This is a genomic window from Cellulomonas xiejunii (genome assembly GCF_024508315.1).
GTDB classification, from domain to species: domain Bacteria; phylum Actinomycetota; class Actinomycetes; order Actinomycetales; family Cellulomonadaceae; genus Cellulomonas; species Cellulomonas xiejunii.
On sequence record NZ_CP101987.1, the window covers coordinates 218,689 to 232,877 of the forward strand.

11 protein-coding genes are annotated in these 14,189 nt (G+C 74.5%); 6 read left to right on the forward strand and 5 right to left on the reverse strand.

From position 1 onward, the window contains the following. Nucleotides 1–113: 113 nt before the first annotated feature. Nucleotides 114–1,436, reverse strand: a complete 1,323-nt coding sequence (locus NP048_RS00990) for a GAF domain-containing protein (RefSeq protein ID WP_227577113.1) — start codon at nt 1,434–1,436, stop codon at nt 114–116. 169 nt (nt 1,437–1,605) lie between these two features. Here NP048_RS00990 and NP048_RS00995 point away from each other — a divergent pair, with 169 nt between their 5' ends. After that, on the forward strand, nt 1,606–2,211 hold the full coding sequence (locus NP048_RS00995; RefSeq protein WP_227577114.1) for a TetR/AcrR family transcriptional regulator: 606 nt from the start codon (nt 1,606–1,608) through the stop codon (nt 2,209–2,211). A gap of 119 nt (nt 2,212–2,330) precedes the next feature. Continuing rightward, complete coding sequence (locus NP048_RS01000) at nt 2,331–3,482, forward strand: class I SAM-dependent methyltransferase (RefSeq protein ID WP_227577115.1); 1,152 nt, start codon at nt 2,331–2,333, stop codon at nt 3,480–3,482. Between the two features lie 107 nt (nt 3,483–3,589). On the opposite strand, the gene NP048_RS01005 is transcribed toward NP048_RS01000, so the two are convergent. Further along, entirely contained in the window at nt 3,590–4,786 is a 1,197-nt protein-coding gene (locus tag NP048_RS01005) for an ROK family transcriptional regulator (protein ID WP_227577116.1), read from the reverse strand. 98 nt (nt 4,787–4,884) lie between these two features. Between NP048_RS01005 and NP048_RS01010 the strand changes: the two genes are divergently transcribed. From NP048_RS01010 to NP048_RS01020, 3 genes are all read left to right on the forward strand, one after another. After that, nucleotides 4,885–6,186, forward strand: coding sequence for an MFS transporter (locus NP048_RS01010; RefSeq protein WP_227577117.1), 1,302 nt, complete (start codon nt 4,885–4,887; stop codon nt 6,184–6,186). Between the two features lie 304 nt (nt 6,187–6,490). Then, nucleotides 6,491–7,576 carry a lytic polysaccharide monooxygenase gene (locus NP048_RS01015; protein ID WP_227577118.1) on the forward strand — a complete coding sequence of 362 codons (1,086 nt, stop codon included), beginning with the start codon at nt 6,491–6,493 and terminating at the stop codon, nt 7,574–7,576. A gap of 217 nt (nt 7,577–7,793) precedes the next feature. Next, the gene (locus tag NP048_RS01020; RefSeq protein ID WP_227577119.1) at nt 7,794–9,716 is read left to right on the forward strand and encodes an NHL domain-containing thioredoxin family protein; all 1,923 of its coding nucleotides are present in this window, start codon (nt 7,794–7,796) and stop codon (nt 9,714–9,716) included. A 75-nt stretch (nt 9,717–9,791) separates the two neighbouring features. Here NP048_RS01020 and NP048_RS01025 read toward each other — a convergent pair whose 3' ends face one another. Beyond that, on the reverse strand, nt 9,792–11,231 hold the full coding sequence (locus NP048_RS01025) for a GGDEF domain-containing protein (RefSeq protein WP_227577220.1): 1,440 nt from the start codon (nt 11,229–11,231) through the stop codon (nt 9,792–9,794). A 228-nt stretch (nt 11,232–11,459) separates the two neighbouring features. Here NP048_RS01025 and NP048_RS01030 point away from each other — a divergent pair, with 228 nt between their 5' ends. Further along, the gene (locus tag NP048_RS01030) at nt 11,460–12,632 is read left to right on the forward strand and encodes a lytic polysaccharide monooxygenase (RefSeq protein WP_227577120.1); all 1,173 of its coding nucleotides are present in this window, start codon (nt 11,460–11,462) and stop codon (nt 12,630–12,632) included. A 68-nt stretch (nt 12,633–12,700) separates the two neighbouring features. On the opposite strand, the gene NP048_RS01035 is transcribed toward NP048_RS01030, so the two are convergent. Both NP048_RS01035 and NP048_RS01040 read right to left on the reverse strand, forming a co-directional pair. Then, the gene (locus NP048_RS01035; protein ID WP_227577121.1) at nt 12,701–12,928 is read right to left on the reverse strand and encodes a hypothetical protein; all 228 of its coding nucleotides are present in this window, start codon (nt 12,926–12,928) and stop codon (nt 12,701–12,703) included. Between the two features lie 42 nt (nt 12,929–12,970). Beyond that, nucleotides 12,971–14,011 (reverse strand): chymotrypsin family serine protease, encoded by a 1,041-nt coding sequence (locus NP048_RS01040; protein WP_227577122.1) that lies wholly within the window; start codon nt 14,009–14,011, stop codon nt 12,971–12,973. Nucleotides 14,012–14,189: the final 178 nt, after the last annotated feature.

Here is a 14,189-nt window from a genome sequence, read left to right on the forward strand (position 1 = left end):
CGACGGACTCCCACGAGAGGCGTCGCCGTCGATGCCACCGCTGCAGACGGTAGTCCGCGGACCGTTGCACGACCGTTGCACGACGAGATCCGTCGTCGGGCCGCCCGCCGAGGTCAGCGCAGGGTGCGGTCGAGCTGGGCGAGACGCGTGTGTGCACGCAGGTGAGCGGCCGATCCGATGGGTGCGACGCGCGCGAGGGTCTGCCACGCCTGCCAGTCGTCGGCACCCTGGTCGCTCGCGGTCCAGCGCGCCACGAGGTCGGGGTCGCCGGATGCCAGCGTGGCGGCCCGGATCTCGCCCTCCACGGCCGCGCGCACACGGGCCACGCCCGGGGCGGCCGAGCGCGGCAGCACCGACCCGGCGTAGGTGCTGAGCGCACCGGCGACGTCACCGAGGGCGATCGCCCCGCGCACGGCGTCGACGTCGGTCTGCAGCGGTGCCGTGAGGCGGTACGGCCGGGACTCCGAGAGCAGCGGCCCGACGAGCCGGCGCAGGCGGGAGATCTCGGCACGCACGGTGACCTCGGACAGCTCGGACTCCGAGAGCAGCACGGCGAGCTCGTCGCCGCGCAGCCCGGCCGGGTGCTCCGCGAGGAGCAGGAGGATCTCGGCGTGGCGGCAGGTCAGCCGGCGGCGGCCGGCCGGCGTGTGCAGCGTGCCGCCGTGGGTGCCGAGCACCGAGAGCCGTGCGGCGGGTGCGGTGTCGGTCGAGGACGTGATGGTCGCCTCGATCGCGGCGACAGTCGCACGCACGAGCGCCAGGGCCATCCAGGACGCTGCGTCGTCGCGACCGGTGACGTCGAGGACCCCCAGCAACCGCCCGAGCGGGTCGTGCACCGGCACGGCGGCGCAGTTCCACGGGTGGACGACGCGCGCCCAGTGCTCGGTGCCGATGACCTGCAGCGGACGACGCGTCGCCAGTGCCGTGCCGAGCGCGTTGGTGCCCACGGCGTCCTCGCGCCAGGCGGCGCCCTCGACGAAGCCGACGTCGTCCAGCGGACGACGCAGGTCGTGGTCGCCGTCGACCCACAGCAGCCGGCCGGCCTCGTCGCTGAGTGCCGCGACCCACCCCGCCCGCGGCTCGACCAGCAGCCGACGGACGACGGGAACGGCACCGGACAGCGGGTGCGACCTGCGCAGCGCGGCGAGCTCGGAGCCGCCGATGTCGACCGGTGGTGTCGGCAGCTCGGGGTCGACGCCCACGCGTCGGCTGCGCCGCCAGGAGTCGGCCACGACGGGACGCACCTGGCGCCCGGGGTTGACTCCCGACGTCACGAAGCGCTCATGGGCGGCGCGCACGGCCGCGGTCGGCCACTCGCCGGACTCGTCGGCGCGCCAGTCGCCCGGCCGGGATGCCGGGATGGGGCCGGGCACGCTGGCGACGCGGGCGAGGCCCGCAGAGGCCCCGTCCTGGGCCCCGTGGGCGTGTCGGCTCATGCTTTCGGTGGCTCCGTGGTGAGGGCGTTCAGGATCCGTCACGCCATTGTAGGCGAAAGCGACGAACCGGCGTGATTAATGTCACACTTCTCATCGCTTCGCCCGACCGCGCCACGGGGGCCCGCACCGGCCCGGGCAGTTTCCTGACATCCTGTGCGAACATGTCAGCATGCCGAAGATCATCGGAGCGTCGCTGCACGAGCACCGCGAGCAGACCCGCCGTCGCCTGTTCGACGCCTTGGCCACGCTCATGAACGAGCGCGGCTTCGACGTGATCACGCTCGCCGACATCGCCGCCGCCGCGGGCGTCGGGCGCACGGCGGTGTACAACCACTTCTCCGACAAGGAGTCGCTGCTCCTCGGGTTCATCACGCACGAGACGGAGCAGTACGCGGCCCGGCTGCAGGCGTCCCTCGACGACATCGACGACCCGGTCCTCCAGCTGCGCGCCTACGTCCGCGCCCAGGCGTCGCTCACCAGCGTCTACCACGTCGCCCCCGGGCCCGAGCTGCGCACGGTGCTCTCCCGCGGGGCCCAGCAGCGCGTCCGCGAGCACGTGGTCGTCGTGGAGCAGGTCCTGCGCCGCATCCTCGACGCCGGCATCGCGTCCGGTGCGTTCCCGGAGCAGGACCTGGACACGATCGTCCCCCTCGTCAACGCGTGCCTCACCGGTCGGGGCCTGCCCGACGACGGTGCGGACCGTGAGCACGCGATCGAGCAGACCGAGGCGTTCGTGCTGCGCGCCGTCGGTGCACGGGTCCCGGTGGCGGCCTGACCGCGCATCGCGGCGGCCGGCCCGGTCCGGCCCGCGGCAGCGGTGACCACCGCTCCGCGTCGAGCAGGGCGTGGCGCGACCGGCAGACCGGCCGCCGCGCGGCGGGGACCCGCGGCGGGGTGGGGCGGCCCTCGCCCGCACGCGTCCCGTCCACACCCGTCGAGCTGACCTACCTGCCGGGCCTGCGCGACGTCCTCGCCGACGAGGTCGCGCAGCTGCTGCCCGACGCCCGCAGCGTGCGCGACGTCCCCGGCCGCGACGACGCGCTCGCGCTGACGCTCCCCGGGCCGCTCGCCGCGGTCACCGCTCTGCGCACCGCCGTCGCCGCGTGGGTCCTCGTGCACCTCGACGTGCCGCGGCCCAAGTCGTTCGCCAGCCCGGAGCACATGGGCCGGATCGTCGACGCGGTCTACGCCTCGCTGCGCGTCGGCGGCTCCTCGACGTTCCGGTTCGAGGCAGCCGGTGCCGACTCCGCGGTGTTCGCGCGGCTCGCGGGCATGCTGCACGAGGCGACGGGTCTGCAGCACGACCCGGACGCGGGCGACCTCGTCATCCGGGTGCGACGCGGCGCGCGGGTGGCTGGGCCGCAGGACGGCGCGGGTCGTGGCGCGCGCCGCGGACCCGCTCCGAGCGACGCCGACCCGGGCTGGGACGTGCTCGTGCGCGTCGGCCCCCGCCCGCTGTCGGCGCGCACGTGGCGGGTCGCGGACTTCCCCGGTGCGGCGAACGCGACGATCGCCGCGGCCGTCGCCCGGCTGGCCGGCCTGCGGGCCGACGACCGCGTGCTCAACCTCATGGCGGGGTCGGGGACGCTGCTCGTCGAGCGCCTGCTCGCGGCGCCGGCCGCCGCCGCGGTGGGCGTCGACCTCGACGCGTCCGCGCTCGAGGCCGCCCGCGCCAACCTCGAGGCCGCGCGGCTGCTCGCCCGTCCGCCCCGGCCCGTGCTGCTGCGTGCGGACGCGACGGACGCCGACGCGCTGCGGGCCGCGGTCACCGAGCCGCTGGGCGGGCTCGCCGACGTCGTGCTCGCCGACCCGCCGTGGGGCACGCTGCACGGCTCGCACGCCGACGCCCCTCGCCTGCACGCGGGCCTGCTGCGCGCGGCGCACGCCGTGAGCGCTCCGGGTGCGCGGCTCGTCGTGCTCACGCACGAGGTGAAGGTGATGGAACGCGTGGTACGCGACGCGTCCGGCCTGTGGGAGCCGCGGTCCGTGACGCGCGTGTACGCCAAGGGTCACCATCCGCGGATCCACGTGCTCGAGCGCCGCTGACGCGTCGCGTGCTCGTCGGCACCGCGCCGGCCGACGCCGGTTCGGCGGTGAGGTTGTCGGAGGCGCAGGCGCGTCCCGACCGTCGTCGTGCTCCGGGCTGCCGGCTGTCAGTCGCCGTCGAACAGCGCGCCACGGGTGGCCGCGAGCGCGACCTGCACCGCGCCGCGCAGGATCTCGTTGCCCTCCACTGCGCTGGTGAGGACCTCGGTCGGCAGCGGTGAGAGGGAGCGCAGGTGGTCGCTCACCCGGTGGGCGAGCTCGGTGCCACCGGCACGGCCCACCGGTCCGCCGAGGATCACGCATCCGGGATCGAGGACCGCGGAGATCGCCGCGGCGCCCAGCGCGACGTTGGCCGCAAGGGCGTCGAGGAACGCGCCGCCCCCGGGGCCCGCGTCGCCCGTGGCGGCGGCCCGGACCAGGGCCGCGGGTGCGGCCGGACCGTGTCCGTCGCGGGGCGCCTGGCCGTCGTCGCGAGCGGTGACCCCGTGGCGCGCGGCGAGCCCTCGCACCGCGCCGCCGGAAGCCAGGTCGTGGAACCCGCCGCCACAGGCGGTGGCGCTGGGCCGGCCCGCGGTACCCGGGACGGGCAGGAAGCCCAGCTCTCCCGCACCGCCGGACGCCCCGCGCCGCAGTGCGCCGTCCAGGACGGTGGCCGCTCCGACGCCGTCGCCCAGCCACAGCAGGGCGAAGGTGTCCCGTCCGGCGCCGGCCTCGAGCTCCGCGATCCCCGCCAGGTTCGCCTCGTTCTCCACCAGCACCGTGGTGGCACGGAGGCGCAGGGCGTCGATCAGCTCGGCGTGCCAGGCGGCCTCGCCACGCGGGCGGAGGAGGCCGGTGGCCGGGTCGACGAGGCCGGGGGCGCCTACCGCGATGGTGTGCGGCATGTCGGCACCGACCTCGTCCACCGCGTCGTCGATCACCGCGAGGGCGGCCGTGATCGCGTCGAGGGTGGCCGGCTCGAGCGGCGCCGCGCGTTCGGCGACGACGGTTCCCGAGAGGTCGGACACCGCGACGTGGATGCCGTCGGCGCGCAGGTCGAGGCCCACGACGTGGGCGCGTCGTCCAGCGATGCCGTAGAGCCGGGCTCGGGGTCCGCGACGTGCCCGGTCATCCTCGCCGACCACCTCGATGAGGTCCGCACGCTGCAGGCGACCGACGAGGTCGGCGATCGTCGGTCGCGACAGGCCGGTGCCGGCGACCAGCTCCGGAGCGGTCAAGGGGCCACGCGCCAGCAGCAGCTCCAGTGCCAGCCGGTCGTTGTGCACGCGCGTGTGGCTCGGTCGGGCCGGACGGCTGGACTCCATCGAGGCATTATGCGGCAGACATCTATCAGGTAGGGTTCCTGATAATTTATCCCCTCACGGCAGCGCCTACCCGCGGCAGCAGAACTGGAGGTGAGGGCGTGCACGCCACCCCGGACACCGACGCCCCGGACTCCCTCGCGCTGCGCAGGGCCCGGTGGACCCTCACCGTCATCTTCGCCGCGCACGGCGCCGCCGTCGGGACCTTCGCCACCCGGATCCCGTGGATCCAGGAGCAGGCGGGCCTGAGTGCCGGTGAGCTCGGTCTGGCACTCGCTGCGCCGGCGATCGGTGCAACCTTCGCGATGCCCATGGCCGGACGCGTCGTCCACCGCCTCGGCGGCAGGGGCGCCGTCCGCCTGCTGATGCTCCTGTGGTGCCTCGGCCTCCTGCTCCCCGCTCTGAGCCAGGACCTCCGCTCGCTGTTCGTGGCCCTGGTGCTGTTCGGTGTCACCTCCGGGATGGCCGACGTCGCGATCAACGGGCAGGGGGTCGTGATCGAGAAGCGACTCGGCCGGTCCGTGATGTCCAGCCTGCACGGCGCGTGGAGCGTCGGCACGCTGATCGCGGGCATCGCCGGGACGCTGGCGGCACGAGCCGAACTCGATACCCGCGTGCACTTCGGGGCGGCCGCGCTCGTCCTGGCCGGCGTCGTCCTGGTCGCGTGCTGTCGACTCCTGCCGGCACGGCCCGTCGCCGGAGCGAAGGCCCCTCCGCGCTTCGCGCTCCCGCCGCGAGCCACCTGGTGGCTGTGCCTGGTGGGATTCTGTGCCGTCTTCGCCGAGGGGGCCGCCGGCAACTGGACCGCGGTCTACCTGACCAACATCACCGACGCCTCGGACGCCGTCGCCGCCGCCGCCTACACGTGCTTCACCGTGGCCATCGCCGCCACCAGGGTGCTCGGCGACATGGTGGTCCGGCGCATCGGCCCGGTGCGCACCGTCCGGGTCAGTGGTGCGGTCGCGACCGCAGGGGCGGTGCTGGTCGCCGTCTCGCGCAACCCGTTGCCGGCGGCTGTCGGCTTCGTGCTGCTCGGGATCGGTGTCGCTGTGGTGCTGCCCCTGGTGTTCGCTGCGGTCGGTCGCGCCAGCTCCGACCCCAGCCATGCCATCGCCGGTGTCGCCACGGTGACGTACAGCTCCAACCTCATCGCCCCAGCCGTCGTCGGTGGTGTGGCAGGCCTGTTCTCCTTGTCCGCCTCGTTCGTCCTGGTCGCCGTGCTCACGTCCGGGCTCGTGGCCGTCGCCGGTGCCCTCGCCGTCGGCTCCCGCAGCGGCGCGCAGGACGACGCCGCCGAAGGGGCCGACGCAGGTTGGCACGACGGACGCTGTGCAGGTGGCACGACGGACGCTGTCCCCGTCGGACCGGGGGCCACCGGACCGGCTCCCACGGACGCCGCCTGACCCCGACTAGCAGAACCTCCCGCGCGCCGCACCGGTTCGAGGTCGGGGCCGAGTCCACGGAAGGTGACATGCAGCTGCCCAGGGTCACGGCCTCCTGACCGACGACCGGTCTGTCCCAGACGGGCGTCGACCTGACCGGGGGTCGCAGGTCCTGCTGAAACGGTTAGCACCCTCGCGCCACGGCGGGGCAGGCCGCACGGTGGTCACGCCCTCGCGCTCACCGTCGCCCGTCGATCGCATCGATGCGAACCCGACGGGCGTGCGCGGACGGGAGCTCGTCGTCACCGACCCCCAGGAGACATGCATGTCCATACGTACCAGCAGCCGGCTGGGTCGCCTCGCAAGGCTCGCCCTCGCCATCCCGCTTGCGCTCGCGGCCACCGGCCTCGTCGCCACGTCGGCGTCCGCCCACGGGTCGGTCACCGACCCGCCGTCCCGCAACTACGGCTGCTGGGACCGCGAGGGCGGCACGCACATGGACCCCGCGATGGCCCAGCGCGACCCCATGTGCTGGCAGGCGTTCCAGGCGAACCCGAACACGATGTGGAACTGGAACGGGAACTTCCGTGAGGGCGTCGGCGGGCGTCACGAGGAGGTCATCCCGAACGGTCAGCTCTGCTCGGCGGGCAAGACGCAGAACGGCCTGTACGCGTCGCTCGACACCCCCGGCCCGTGGATCATGAAGACGGTCCCGAACACCTTCAAGCTCACGCTGACGGACGGCGCCATGCACGGTGCCGACTACATGCGGATCTACGTCTCGAAGGCCGGCTTCGACCCGACCACCGAGGCGCTCGGCTGGGACGACATCGACCTCATCAAGGAGACCGGTCGCTACCCGACCACGGGCCTGTACGAGACCGACGTCACCATCCCGGCGGGCCGCTCGGGCCGCGCGGTGCTCTTCACGATCTGGCAGGCGAGCCACCTCGACCAGCCGTACTACATCTGCTCGGACATCAACATCAACGGCACGGCGTCCACCCCGACGCCCGGCCCGACCACGCCGGCACCCACGACGCCTGCGCCCACGACGCCGGCGCCCACGACGCCCGCTCCCACGACGCCTGCGCCCACGACGCCGGCGCCGACCACCCCGGGCCCCCAGCCCGGGAACGGTGCCTGCAGCGCCACGGTGAAGGCCACCAACACGTGGGGTGGCGGCTGGCAGGGTGAGGTCGTCGTCACGGCCGGCTCCAGCGCGATCAACGGCTGGAAGGTCGCCGTCGGCGGCGCGACCATCACGCAGGCGTGGAGCGGCTCGTACAGCGCCGGCACGCTGACCAACGCCGAGTGGAACGGCAAGCTCGGCGCCGGTGCCAGCACCACGGCCGGCTTCATCGCCTCGGGCGCGCCCGGGTCGCTGACGGCCACCTGCGCGGCGTCCTGACGCACCACTGACCCCGCCGGCCCCCGCCGGCGGTGCACGACCCCCGTGGGGGCACGACCCGCGGGAAGCACGGCTTGACGGCCGGGCACAGCCACCCCTTCGGCTGCGCCCGGCCGTCTCGCGTCCATCCCCGACGCCGAGCGCGGGTGACAGCGCGCCCGAGGACGGGTTCCCAGCTGGTGGCCAGCGCGGGGGAGCGCGTGGCGCGTCGGGAATGATGTGCGGCGTGACGTCGACCTCCGCCCCGCGCCTGCCCCGTGTCCGCGCGTCCGAGCTGGTCGGACGCGGCTGGCTCAACACCGGCGGCAAGGACGTGACCCTCGCCGACCTGCGCGGGAAGGTCGTCGTCCTCGACTTCTGGACGTTCTGCTGCATCAACTGCCTGCACGTCCTGGACGAGCTGCGGGAGATCGAGGAGCGGCACCGCGACGTCCTGGTGATCATCGGTGTGCACTCGCCCAAGTTCGTCCACGAGGCGGACCCGGTGGCACTCGCGGCGGCCGTCGAGCGGTACGAGGTGCACCACCCGGTGCTCGACGACCCGGACCTGGTGACGTGGCAGGCGTTCACCGCACGCGCCTGGCCGACGCTCGTCGTCATCGACCCCGAGGGGTACGTCGTCGCGCAGATGGCGGGCGAGGGGCACGCGCACGCGGTGGAGACGCTGGTGAACGAGCTCGTCGCCGAGCACGAGGCCAAGGGCACGCTGCACCGCGGCGACGGCCCGTACGTGGCACCGACGCCGCAGCCGACGACGCTGCGGTTCCCCGCCAAGGCGCTCGAGCTGCCGGGCGGGACCTTCCTCGTCGCCGACGCCGGGCACCACGCGCTCACGGAGGTCGCTGCCGACGGCGAGACGCTCGTGCGGCGCATCGGGTCGGGCGAGCGCGGGCTGGTCGACGGTGGTCCGGACGTCGCCCGTTTCAGCGAGCCCAACGGCCTGTGCCTCGTGCCGGACGACCTGCGCGAGCGTCTCGGCTACGACGTGCTCGTCGCCGACACGGTGAACCACGCGCTGCGCGGTGTGCGCCTGGCCGACGGGCACGTCACGACCGTCGCGGGCACGGGCGAGCAGTACATGGTCGGCGCCGTGGACAACGTCACCCCGTCCGCGGGCGGCACGTCGAGCCCCGTCGAGGCCGGCGTCGGTGACCGGTGGCCGGCGCGGCAGGTCAAGCTCTCCTCGCCCTGGGACGTCGTGTGGTCGGCGCAGCTCGCCGCATTCGTCGTCGCCATGGCGGGCAACCACACGCTGTGGACGTTCGACGCCGAGCAGGGCTCGGTCACGCACCTCGCGGGGACGATGAACGAGGGCCTCGTCGACGGTGGGCCGGAGCAGTCGTGGTTCGCCCAGCCGTCGGGGCTGTCGGTCGACGCCGACGGGCGCCTCTGGCTCGCCGACGCCGAGACGTCCGCCCTGCGCCGGCTCGACCCGGCCGACGCGCACGTGCACAGCGTCGCCGGGACGGGCCTGTTCGACTTCGGCCACCGCGACGGGGCCGCCGACCAGGCGCTGTTCCAGCACCCGCTTGGCGTCGTGGCGCTGCCCGACGGCTCGGTGCTCGTGGCCGACACCTACAACGGTGCACTGCGCCGCTGGGTCCCGGGGGACGACGGCGGCACGGTCTCGACGCTCGCGACGGACCTCGCCGAGCCCAGCGGCCTCGTGCTCCCCGCAGGCGACCCGGACCACGTGCTCGTCGTCGAGTCCGCCGCGCACCGGCTCACGCGGGTCGCGCTGCCCGCGGGCGCCGGCACGCAGGTCGACGGCGGCGCGCACCGCACGCAGCGCCCCGTCACCGAGATCGGGACGGACGTCGCGCTCGAGGTCGTCTTCCACCCGGCGGCCGGGCAGAAGCTCGACGACCGGTGGGGCCCGTCGACGTCGCTGCAGGTCTCGGCCACGCCGCCCGGGCTGCTCCTCGACGGCGCCGGGGACGACGTCGCGCTCAGCCGCACCCTGCGGCTGGACCCGGGCGTCGGCGAGGGCGTCCTGCACGTGACCGCGCGGGCCGCGAGCTGCGACGCCGACCCCGCCATCGAGCACCCGGCGTGCCATCTGGCAGCCCAGGACTGGGGTGTCCCGGTGCGTGTCGTCGCCGGCGGCCCGGCGACGCTCGTCCTGCCGCTCCACGGCTGACCGCGCCAGGGCGCGAGGGCTCCGCCGTCCGACGACGGCAGATCCCCGACCTGCGCCCGCGCCCGCGGGACGGGCTCAGGGCGTCGCGACGTCCAGGACCGCGATGGCGACCAGCGCGCTCAGGGCCGTCTGTACCTGGCGGCCCGTCGACGCGGCCGCCGCCACCGCGATCTCGACGACCCACTCGTCGCGCTCGACCGTGAGCAGCCGCGTCTCGGAGACGTCCGCCGGGCTGCCACCGCGGGCGACCGTCGTGAACGTCTCGGACCCGGGCATGCGCTCGCGGACCGCCCACGAGTCGCCGCCGAGCGTCTCGGTCGCCGCGGCGGCGAACGCGCACAGCCGCGGCACGACAGCGGGAGCGGCCGCGCCGATCGCGACGGCACCGCTCGCCGTGAGCCGCTCGACCGCCTGCAGCGGGTCGGCGATCGGCGGGGTGGTGCGTGCGCGGGCGCGGGCCCGGCGCCGCTTCGCCTGGTACTGGGCCTGGTCGGCGCGGCGGAACAGGTGCCGGGCCTCCACCGATCCCATGACGGCGGTCGACGCGATGCCGTAGGAGATCGCGGCGCCGTGCGGCAGCGGGAACTTGGCGACCGTCGTCGCCATCGTCGTCGCGACGAGCTCGCGCGGCTGGTCGGTCGTGACGAGGCAGAACTCGTCGCCGCCGATGCGGGCAGCCGTGGCGCCGGGGATGGCGTCGGCCGCGCGGCGCAGGACGTCCGCGACCGCACGCAGCAGGTCGTCGCCCGCGTCGTGGCCCAGCTCGTCGTTGACGCGCTTGAGGCCGTCGACGTCGCACATCACGACGCACGTCTCGCGCCCGGACGCGAGCGCGACCTCCGCGGCCTGGTCGGCCGTCCGCCGGTTCGCCAGGCCCGTGAGGGGGTCGTCCGCGATGATGTGCCGCATCTGCTGCTCGAGGTCGACGCGCGCGATGGCACCGGCGGCCAGGGCGCCGAGCACCTCGGCCGTCGCGACGTCGTCGGCGTGGAACAGCGGCGCGTCGAAGTCGCGGACCACGGTGATCTGGCCCCACACCGCGTCGTTGACGACGACGGGCGACGTCAGCGCGGAGGCCGCCCCGACCTCACGCAGCAGCTCGACCTCGACGCGGTCGCCCGCAGACGTGTCGCCCGGGCGCACGGACCGGCCCTGGGCGTCGAACGCGTGCGCCACCCAGCTCTCGCGGTTGCGCAGCAGCGCGCGCAGGGCGGGACGCTCGTCCGCGCGGTACGTGGTGCTGAGGAACTGGTGCCAGCGAGGGTCGTTGCTCGGCGGCTCGAGGTGCACGACGCGGCACGTCTCCTGCGTGATCCGGGCCACCGCGCACGCGTCGGCGCCGAGCACGTCGACCGCCGTCTGGGCGGCCGCAGCGACGACCTCCTCGACGTTCCGGCAGGCGTCGAACCGGTGCGCGGCGACCGCGAGCCCGCGCACGCCACCGAGGTCCGCAGCCGAGAGACCACCTCGGTGCGCACCCTTGGCGGTCGAGTCCCTGCGCGTCACGCTGCCCATCATCGGGCCTCGACCCCCGATCCGCCGAGTGCGGGCTGTGAGAGGTCCGTGAGATCACTCGTCCGCGTGGCGCTCTGACCGCATCCCGTCCGGGGCGTCCCACGTGCTGGAAACGTTTAGATGGGTTGTTCGGACCTTGCGCGGTCCTCACCCTGAGGCCACACCGCACCAGCTGGTGCCCTGCCCCCTGCGGCCGAACCGCCGCTCGCGCGAGAGGGAACCCCCCGCATGCCTCGACCGAGATCCACCCGCCGCACACTGGGCGGTGTCGCCGCCACAGCGCTGGTCGCGACCGCCCTCGTCGCCATTCCGACCGCCGCGCAGGCGCACGGTGGCCTCACCAACCCGCCGACCCGCACGTGGGTCTGCTACCAGGACGGGCTCGCAGGCGGCCAGGCAGCCGGCGAGGCCGGCAACATGCGGCCGACCAACGCGGCCTGCAAGAACGCCTTCGCCGACAACAGCTACGGCTTCTACAACTGGTTCGGCGACCTGCTCGGCACCATCAACGGCCGCCACGAGACGATCGCTGACGGCAAGCTCTGCGGTCCGGACTCCAAGTTCGCCGCCTTCAACACGCCGTCCTCCGCGTGGCCGACCACCAAGGTCACCCCCGGTCAGACGATGACGTTCGAGTACGCCGCGGTCGCACGTCACCCCGGGTACTTCACGACGTGGATCACGAAGGACGGCTGGAACCAGAACGAGGCGATCGGCTGGGACGACCTCGAGGCCGCGCCGTTCGACCGCGTCCTGAATCCGCCGCTGCGTGAGGGCGGCGTCGCCGGGCCCGAGTACTGGTGGAACGTGAAGCTGCCGTCGAACAAGAGCGGCAAGCACGTCCTGTTCAACATCTGGGAGCGCACGGACAGCCCGGAGTCGTTCTACAACTGCGTGGACGTGGACTTCGGTGGTGGCGGCGGCGTGACGCCGACCCCGACGCCGTCGGTCACGCCGACGGTCACGCCGACGCCGACGCAGACCCCGACGCCGACGCCGTCGGTCACGCCGACGCAGACCCCGACGCCGACGCCCACCCCGACGCCGACCCCGACCCCGACCCCGACCCCGACCGTGCCGGACGACTCGGTGTGCGAGGTCGAGATCGACACGTCGAGCTCGTGGCCCGGCGGGTTCCAGGGCAACGTCACCGTCTTCAACGCGACGATGGAGCCCGTGAACGGCTGGGAGGTCAGCTGGAAGTTCGCGAACGGCGAGCAGGTCCAGCAGTCGTGGAGCAGCGTGACGACGCAGTCCGGCTCGACGGTCACCGCGAAGAACGCGGCGTGGAACCCCACGATCGCGCACCACAACGCCGTGACGTTCGGCTTCATCGGCGCGGGCACGCCGGCGCCGGTGACCGCGGCGACGCTCAACGGCAACCCCTGCATCGTCCGCTGAGGTCCGGCGGCTGACGTCCGCGACGCGCTCGCACCCTCCGGGGTGCGGGCGCGTCCGTCGTCCGGGGGTCAGGCCTGGGCGGTGATGGGACCTGACGTGCGCACGTGGACGTTCACGCCCCGCACGCTCGTCGGGACGTCGGCGCGCCGGGCGCGGACCGCGTCGTCCTGGACGCGCACGAGCACGCCGTAGCCGTCGTCGTCGGGGGCGATCCCGATGGCGGTCACGCCGGCACGGCCTGCCAGTGCGGTCTTCAGCTCGTCCTTGGCTCTGCGTGCCTCGTCGAGATCGGCCACTGCGCACCTCCCGCGTCGCCGGGGACCCGCGCGGTGCTCGCGTCAGGCGAGCAGCGTCGCGTCGAGCGCCCCGAGGACGGCATCGATGGGGTTGACGTACGTCAGCCCACGGCCATTGTCCCCCCCGACCTCCGACCCGGCAAAGAGCAGTCCCAGGGCCACCCCGTCCTCGCGGTAGACCAGCGACCCGGAGTCGCCACCGCGGGAGAAGGGCGCGGTGCTGATCCCCTCGATCTCGACCTGGTCGTCGAACCGCAGGTTGCCGAGCTCCTCGCCGTAGCCCACGACGACGTCGTCCAGCTCGATCGCGGTGACGCGGCCCGTCGTGACGGACGTCGTGCGCCCGATCTTGCCGACGAGCTCACCACCCCGGGCGCGGGCCGTGGTCGTCACGCGGCCCACCGGGTACGTCGCGTCGACGTCCTGGTCGTCCAGCAGGGCGAGCGCCGCGTCGACCCTCGCCGTGCGGCCGGACTCGAGCGGGACGAAGGCGGCGAGCGTGCCGACACGGTCCCCGGGGGTGCGTCCGCCGTCGGCCGGGCCGGGCTGCAGGATGTCGTCGCCGCGACGGCCCGACGGGGAGCCGACCAGCACGTGGTGGTTCGACAGCGCGTGCACCGCGCCGCCCGCCAGCACGAACGCACCGAGCGTGCCCGCCGTCACGTCGACGTGCGCGATGGACACCCCGGGCCGCAGCGGGCGCACCCGGCCCGTCTCGCCCAGCGCCTGGGCGGTGACCACCGGGGGGCGCGGCCCCGGGACCGCTGCTCCCTCGGTGCCCACGTCCGTCCCGGGCGTGACACCGCCGGTGAGGGCGCGGATGCGGCCCGTGCGGCGCAGGTCGACGACCTTGCCGACCTCGCCGATCTGCGCGGCGACCTGGCGTGCGATCGAGCGGACCTCCGGCAGGCCGAGGCGGTAGCGCAGGGCGATGCCGTAGCTCCCGTCGTGGCACGGCGCGAGCCCCACGGACAGCGGGACGACGCTCGCCGTCGTGGTGGACGGCCGCAGCACGGCCTCGGAGAGCGTGCGTGCCACCTCCAGTGCGTGGGCCTTGGCCTCGCGAGCCTCGTCCTGGTCCATGCGTCCCCCTTCGTCGTCGCCCCCTGGCGCCGCGCGTCCTGCTCGGTGCGCGGGCGCCCATTGTGTCCGTCCCGTCCGACATGTGCTGGTCGTGCCCGGCGTACGGACGCGCCCGGACCGGCGTCGGACACGACGACGCCCCGCACCGGTGGTCCGGGGCGGGGCGTCGAGCGCGCGG